Below are 6763 nucleotides of genomic sequence, written 5' to 3'. Positions count from 1 at the left end.
CCACTGCGCGCCCGGCCGCAGCCACACGATGCCGTCGTCCTCCGACCAGGCCACGCCCGGCGCCTTCCCCTCTTCCCCCGGGGGCCTCGGCGGGGCGACCGGCCCGGCCTCGGGGGCGGCCGCGGGCGTCGACGCGGGGGCGGTCGGGGCCGGGCCGGCCGGCCTGGCCGCCGCTGCCCACCTCGAAGACCGCGGCCTGGACTTCCTCGTCCTCGAAGCCGGCCCGCACGCCGGAACCGCCACCCGCGACTGGGCCCACGTACGGCTGTTCTCGCCGTGGGGCGAGGTCGTCGACCCGGCAGCGGAGAAGCTCCTCGCCCCGACCGGCTGGGTCAAGCCGGACGCGGCCTCCTACCCGACGGGCGGGGACTGGGCCGAGCTCTACCTCCAGCCCCTCGCCGACGTCCTCGGCGACCGCGTCCGCTTCGGCGCCCGCGTCACCGGGGTCTCCCGCACCGGCCGCGACCGTGTCGTCGACGCCGACCGCGCGGCCCAGCCCTTCGTCGTCCACGTCGAGACGGCCGACGGCCGGGAGGAGCGCGTCCGGGCCCGCGCCGTCATCGACGCCTCCGGCACCTGGTCCACCCCCGGCCCCGCAGGCGGCAGCGGACTGCCCGCCCTCGGCGAGAAGGCCGCCGCCGACCGGATCGCCTACCGCGTCCCCGACCTCAAGGACCCCGCCGTACGCGCCCGGTACGCGGGCAGGCGCACCGCCGTCATCGGCTCCGGCGCCTCCGCCTTCACCGCCCTCGCCTACCTCGCCGACCTCGCCACGTCGGAAGACGGCTCCGGCACCAAGGCGGTGTGGGTCCTGCGCCGCGGGATCTCCGGCTCGACCTTCGGCGGCGGCGAGGCCGACCAGCTCCCCGCCCGCGGCGCCCTCGGTCTCGCGGCCAAGGCCGCGGTCGACGCCGGGCACGCCGATGCCGTCACCGGGTTCCGCACCGACGCCTTCGAGCGGGACGGCGACGGCCGCCTGGTCCTGGTCGGCGAGGACGGCCGCCGCCTCGACGCCGTGGACGAGGTCATCGTGCTCACCGGCTTCCGCCCCGACCTCACCTTCCTCGACGAACTGCGCCTGGGTCTGGACGAGCGCCTTCAGGCCCCGGTCGAGCTGGCACCGCTGATCGACCCGAACCAGCACTCGTGCGGCACCGTCTACCCCCACGGCGTGGACGAGCTCTCCCACCCGGAGAAGGACGTCTACCTCGTCGGCATGAAGTCCTACGGCCGCGCCCCGACCTTCCTCGCCATGACCGGCTACGAGCAGGTCCGCTCCATCGCCGCCCACCTCGCCGGCGACCGCGAAGCCGCCGAGCGGGTCGAACTCACCCTCCCCGAGACCGGGGTGTGCGGCGGCGCGGGCCTGTTCGACGAGCCCGCGGCCGCGGAGGAGACCGGCGGTGGATGCTGCGCGGCCCCGGCCACCCTCACCATCGGCGCCGCCCCCGCCCCGTCCGGCGGCTGCTGAGGTGAGCGGCCTTCAAAGCGGCGCGGCCGCGACCGGGACGGGGGTCCGGTCGCGGCCGCGCGCCGTGCTGCCCGCCCTCTGCCTCACCCAGATCACCGGCTGGGGCATCCTCTACTACGCCTTCCCGGTCCTCAACCCGGCCATCACCGCCGACACCGGCTGGAGCGCGGGCGCGACCACCGCGGCGTTCTCCGCCGCCCTCGCCGTCTCCGCCGTAGCGGGGATCTGCGTCGGCCGCGTCCTGGACCACCGCGGCCCCCGCACCGTCATGACCGCCGGCTCCGTCCTGGGGCCCCTGAGCCTGCTGGTGATCGCCGCCGCCCCCGACCCGGCCGTCTTCTTCGCCGGATGGCTGCTCGCCGGGGCAGCCATGGCCGCCACCTTCTACCAGCCCGCCTTCGCCGCCCTCACCCGCTGGTGGGCCCCCGACCACATCCGCGCCCTCACCATCGTCACCCTCGCGGGCGGACTCGCCTCCACCGTCTTCGCACCCCTGACCGCGACGCTCGCCGGCCACATGTCCTGGCGCGCCACCTACGCAGTGCTCGCCGGCATCCTCGCCGCCGTGACCATCCCGGCCCACGCCCTCGCGCTGAAAGCCTCCTGGCCGCCGGCCCCGCCGAGCCCGCCGCACGTCACCGGCGGCCACAAGCGCGTCGTGCGCAGCCGGGCGTTCGGGATGCTGGCTGCCGCCTTCGCCCTGTCCGCGTTCGCGATGTACGCCGTCGTCATCGGCCTCGTCCCGCTGCTCCTCGAACGCGGCTACACCACCGCCCAGGCTGCGTGGGCCCTGGGACTCGGCGGTGCGGGGCAGACCCTAGGCCGCACCCTGTACGCGACCCTCGCCCGCCGCCTCGGCGTCACCGCCCGCACCGTCACCCTGATCGCCCTCGGTGCTCTCACCACCGCGGCCCTCGCCGCCGTGGCCGCCCCCTACGCCGTCCTCATCGCGGTGTCCGTCCTCGCCGGGGTGGTCCGCGGCAACCTCACCCTCCTCCAGGCGACCGCCGTCACCGACCGCTGGGGCACCACCCACTACGGCCGCCTCTCCGGACTCCTCGGAGCACCCGCACACGCCGCGGCCGCTGCCGCCCCCTTCGCCGGAGCCCTCCTCGCCGGTCCCCTCGGCGGATACCCCGCACTGTTCGCGCTGCTCGCCGCGCTGTCGGCCACCGCCGCCGCCGCGGCCCTCGCAGCCCGTCCCCCAGCCGGCGGGGGATGACTCACCCGAACCGGCGACGGCACCACGCCCGTTCGTGTCCGGCGGCCTGCGCCCGGGTGGGGACGGGACGGCCCGTGGCAGCAGTGCCCGGGCAAGCCCCCTCGCGGTGGGCTCGCCCGGCTCCTGCCGCTACTTCAGCAGGGTGCGGAACTCGTCGAAGTCGAGGACCCCGTCGTGGTTCGCGTCGGCCTCCATGGCCTTCCTGACCTCCTCGGCGAGGTGCCCCTGGGCGCCCTCGGCCTTGAACCCCTCCGCCAGTTCGACGATGTTGATCCGCCCGTCGCCGTCCGTGTCGATCTCGTCGAACAGCGCCCTGAGCTCGGCCTCGTTCATGACACAACCCTTTCGCTTTCACAGGCCCCGAAGGCCCACATGCCCCACCACCCTGCCACACGGGCCATGTCACGCCGGCCGCCGAGCACCGGCCCTGCTGCCCCGCCCCGGCCGGGCAGGACACCGCTCGCAGCCGGAATGGCCCCGGCCCGCCTCAGACCCGGGGAAATCCCGGGCGCACGCCCCGGACGGGGGCTTGCCCGCCGCTCCCGAGACGCGCTGAGCTGGTGGGCGTGCCCGGTCGGAGGTCCGGCCGGGATGGTGAGGGAGGGCGTGATGCACCGTTTCGAGACGGGTCGGACGGTCGTACGGCGCGATGTGCACCGTACGGGCCGGGTGTGGAGCGAGCACGCGCTGCGCGTCGTCGCGGACACCGGCGGGGCCCTGGTCGCCGCCTGCCCGCCGGGAGCCCAGACCCGCTGGCCGGCCCTGTACGTGAGGGCCCGCGACGACGGCGACCGGTCACTGCGCACGGAGGCGTTCGATGCGATGGCGACCGGCGCATGGGAACTCGCGGACGCGGTGTGGCAGGAGACCGAGCTGCTGGTGTGGAAGCCGCCGGCCGCGTGGTTCAGTGTCAACGCCTTCTACGGCAGCGCCGGGCTGCGGAACTGGTACGTGAACTTCGAGCATCCGATCCGCCGCACGCCGGACGGCTTCGACACCTTCGACCTCACCGTCGACCTGGTCGCCGACCCCGGCCTCACCCGCTGGGAGTGGAAGGACGAGGACGAGTACGCGCACGTGCGGAGGCTCGGCATCGTCACCGACGCCGAGCACCAGGCGGTGGACGCCGCCCGCGAGGAGGTACTCGCGATGCTCACCGAACGCACCGGCGTCTTCGCGGACGCGGAGCGGTGGGCGGCGTGGCGCTGGGAGCCGGCCTGGCCCACACCGCGCCTTCCCCGGTGGAGTACCGCCGGGGCGGTTTGCGGGGCACAGGGGGCGCGCGATTAGGGTTGGGGCATGAGTTCGACGACCGGTCACGACGAGGGGGCCCTGCCCGGTCCGGGGGTGTCGGCGCGTGGCTGGCAGGCACCGAGCGCGGTGGAGCGGGGGCTGTACGAGGCGAAGGCGCGCGGCGACTGGCCCGCGTACTACGACCTCGTCGCGCGGGCCGACCTGTACATGATGCAGTCGCGCGCCCACGTCGACGCAAACCCGCGCAGCAGCCGCTTCCACCCGTACTGGAACCCGCAGACCGGGACCATGTGCCTTGCCGTCTACACGGGCGGGATGCTGCCGCCGCCCGTCGCCGATCCGGTCTACAACTGCTACGACCTGGGCTGGTTCGCGGAAGTCTGGGCGCAGGACGACCCGCCCTACCTCGTCGTCAACCCGGGCAGTCCCTGCGAGGGCGTGCTGCCGGCCGGGCCGGAGGGCCGGGCCCTGTGGCGGCGACACTCCGCCCCGGTGGAACGGCCGGGGCTGGCCCGGGACGTCGTCCACACGCTGGAGGTGGGCGGCCCGCGGACCGGGCCCGTCGCCTTCGGCCTCGCGGTCGGCGCGCACATCAACGTGCGCAACGGGCGGTACTGGAACTCGATGGCGTACCACGGCTGCGGCTACCGCTGCGAGAAGCGCACGCTGGAGCAGTGGTGGGGCGTCACCACCCGCGAGGACTGGCAGGACACGCAGGAACGGCTGCTGCGCGCCGACATGGTCAGCGGGGTGTGGGAGTTCGTTCTGCAGCTTCGCCGCTCCATGGCCCTGGACTTCGCGGGCCCCGTCGACGTCGGCCACTGGCGCGAGGCCGCGGGGAACACGGTGCGCCGGCGGGCCGAGGCCGCCGCCGAGCCCCGCCTGACCGCGGACGGCGTCCTCCCCGGCCGCACCGTCGGCGCCGAGGAGCTGGAGGGCCGGGTGACGGGTGTTCAGCGGCTGATCGGCCGCATTGCCCGCTACGAGGCGCGGTTCCGCGCGGACGGGCTGCTGCCCGAGGGGGGCTTCGTCCGCAGCGTCGAGGCCTGGGACTTCGGCCGGGCCTCCGGCATGGCCCGCTGGGGGCTCGCCGCCCGGCTGTGCTCGCTGCAGGAGGCCGAGGCGGCCGTGGTCCGGGCCGGCCGGCTCGCCCAGGTCAACTACCGGTCGTGGGAGGACTTCTCGGCCGCCTACATCCTGGGCCGCTGCCTCCACTTCGACGAGGAGGAGTTCGGCGAGTGGTACGAGACGGTCCTCGCGACCCACCGTGCCCTCACCACGGACCCGGCGAGCCCGTGGCGCACGCTTCCCTGGGCCTGAGGCTGCCGCTTCGGCGCGGTCGGGCGCCGCGTCCCGCCACGCGGCGCCGTACCGACCGGGGTCGGTACGGCGCCGCGGCGGCGGATCAGGCGGCGGGCGCGGTCAGGCGGTCGGCCACGGCGTCGGCCAGTTCGCGGGGCGTCGGGTACTCGTAGAGGAGGTCCGCGGGCCATTCCAGGCCGGTCAGTCCGGTCAGGTGGTCGCGGAGTTCGAGGGCGGTCACCGACGTCAGGCCCATGTCGAGGAACTCGCCCTCGGCGTCGATCTCGGACGCGGACTCGTACCCGAGCACCGCGGCCGCGAGGCCCCGCACACCGCCGAGCACGGCCTCGGCCCACTCCGTGCGGGGGAGTTCCGCGAGGGTGGCCCGGAGTGCGGAGTCCCGGGGCTGAGGGCCGCCGGGCCCGGGTTCCGGTGCCGCGGCCGTCGGCTCGGTCGTGGCCGTCGCGGCCTCGGCGGGCTCCGGCGCGGGGTCCGTCCGCTCCGCCGCGGGGTCCGTCCGCTCCGCCGCGGCCGCCGCCGGCTCCGCGGCCGGCGCCGCGGGGGCGGTGTCCAGGATGCGTACGGCGGTCTCCCCGGTGGACATCGCCCGCCACAGGCCGGTCACCGCCGCCCGCGGGTCGAGGTCGGGGTGTACCGCCGCGGCGAGGGAGCCCGCCGCTTCCGGCACGGTCTCCCCCGAGGACACGACGGCCACCAGCGGTGCCGGCACGTCCTCGAAGCCGCTGCCGGCCCGGACGATCGCCGCCGTGAGCGTCGCGGTCTGCCCCGCGCCGGCGTACGCCAGTGCGCCGGCGGGGCGTTCGGCGCCGCCCGCCACGAGGCAGCGGGCCCCGGACGCGAGCACGGCGTCGACGATCGCGGCGGTGAGCGCGTCCGCCGGGCCGGCCACCAGGACGTCCCCTTCGGGACGCCACACCCCGGTCCGGCCCAGCGGCTCGTAGGCCCGCACGAACAGCCCGTCCGGGGCGATCCGCGCCTCCCGGTACCCGCCGGCCACGGCCGCGCACAGGCGGCGCCGCGCGGGCGCGGCGAGGTCCTTCGGGAGGATCACGGTGTGCTCGCAGGCGGGCACCGCGCCGTCGCCGTCGACGAGGGCCCACCGGGGGACCCCCGGCTCGGCGGCCGGTTCGGTGCCGGGGAGGGCCAGTACGAGGTCCGGGCGCCCGGCGCCGCCCGCGCGGACCCGGGCGCCGTGCCGGACCAGGGTGCCGGCGACCGCGTCGGCCAGCTCCTCGCCGCCCGTGGAAGGGGCGAGCAGCACGATGTCGTGGGCGAGTTCGGGGGCGGGGCCGTCCGGCACCCGCGTCCACCGCGCCGCTTCGAGGACCGGAGCCGCCACTCCGGAGCGGAGCCGGCCGAGGGCCTGGAGGACCTGGGCCGGCGTCTCGTCGCCCCGCAGGTCCAGCAGGTCGAGGGCCGCGCCGAGGTCGGCGCTCTCGACGGCCGACCAGAGCGGGGCGAGCGCGGGCGCCCCCTCCCCCGCGCCCCCGCCT

6 protein-coding genes are annotated in these 6763 nt (G+C 76.4%); 4 read left to right on the top strand and 2 right to left on the bottom strand.

The features are described 5' to 3' along the window. The first annotated feature begins 28 nt into the window (after positions 1–28). Positions 29–1471, top strand: a complete 1443-nt coding sequence (locus EF903_RS26425) for an NAD(P)-binding domain-containing protein (RefSeq protein WP_125547272.1) — start codon at positions 29–31, stop codon at positions 1469–1471. Position 1472: 1 nt separating this feature from the next. Then, the gene (locus EF903_RS26420) at positions 1473–2693 is read left to right on the top strand and encodes an MFS transporter (protein WP_125547270.1); all 1221 of its coding nucleotides are present in this window, start codon (positions 1473–1475) and stop codon (positions 2691–2693) included. Between the two features lie 129 nt (positions 2694–2822). Here EF903_RS26420 and EF903_RS26415 read toward each other — a convergent pair whose 3' ends face one another. After that, complete coding sequence (locus EF903_RS26415) at positions 2823–3026, bottom strand: EF-hand domain-containing protein (protein ID WP_125547268.1); 204 nt, start codon at positions 3024–3026, stop codon at positions 2823–2825. A 276-nt stretch (positions 3027–3302) separates the two neighbouring features. Between EF903_RS26415 and EF903_RS26410 the strand changes: the two genes are divergently transcribed. Both EF903_RS26410 and EF903_RS26405 read left to right on the top strand, forming a co-directional pair. Further along, the gene (locus EF903_RS26410) at positions 3303–3983 is read left to right on the top strand and encodes a DUF402 domain-containing protein (RefSeq protein ID WP_125547266.1); all 681 of its coding nucleotides are present in this window, start codon (positions 3303–3305) and stop codon (positions 3981–3983) included. A gap of 9 nt (positions 3984–3992) precedes the next feature. Beyond that, positions 3993–5267 (top strand): DUF1266 domain-containing protein, encoded by a 1275-nt coding sequence (locus tag EF903_RS26405; RefSeq protein WP_125547264.1) that lies wholly within the window; start codon positions 3993–3995, stop codon positions 5265–5267. Between the two features lie 85 nt (positions 5268–5352). Here EF903_RS26405 and EF903_RS26400 read toward each other — a convergent pair. Continuing rightward, a partial coding sequence (locus tag EF903_RS26400) for a beta-ketoacyl reductase (protein ID WP_185902829.1) occupies positions 5353–6763 on the bottom strand: 1411 nt, incomplete at its 5' end.

Source organism: Streptomyces sp. WAC05292 (assembly GCF_003949955.1).
Classification (GTDB): Bacteria; Actinomycetota; Actinomycetes; order Streptomycetales; family Streptomycetaceae; genus Streptomyces; species Streptomyces globosus.
This window is presented reverse-complemented; position numbering and strand designations above follow the sequence as displayed.

Excerpts from the sequence above, each read along its gene's own strand:
- EF903_RS26425 (WP_125547272.1), top strand. The coding sequence starts at position 29 with ATGCCGTCGTCCTCCGACCAGGCCACGCCCGGCGCCTTCCCCTCTTCC.
- EF903_RS26415 (WP_125547268.1), bottom strand. The coding sequence starts at position 3,026 with ATGAACGAGGCCGAGCTCAGGGCGCTGTTCGACGAGATCGACACGGAC.
- EF903_RS26410 (WP_125547266.1), top strand. The coding sequence starts at position 3,303 with ATGCACCGTTTCGAGACGGGTCGGACGGTCGTACGGCGCGATGTGCAC.
- EF903_RS26405 (WP_125547264.1), top strand. The coding sequence starts at position 3,993 with ATGAGTTCGACGACCGGTCACGACGAGGGGGCCCTGCCCGGTCCGGGG.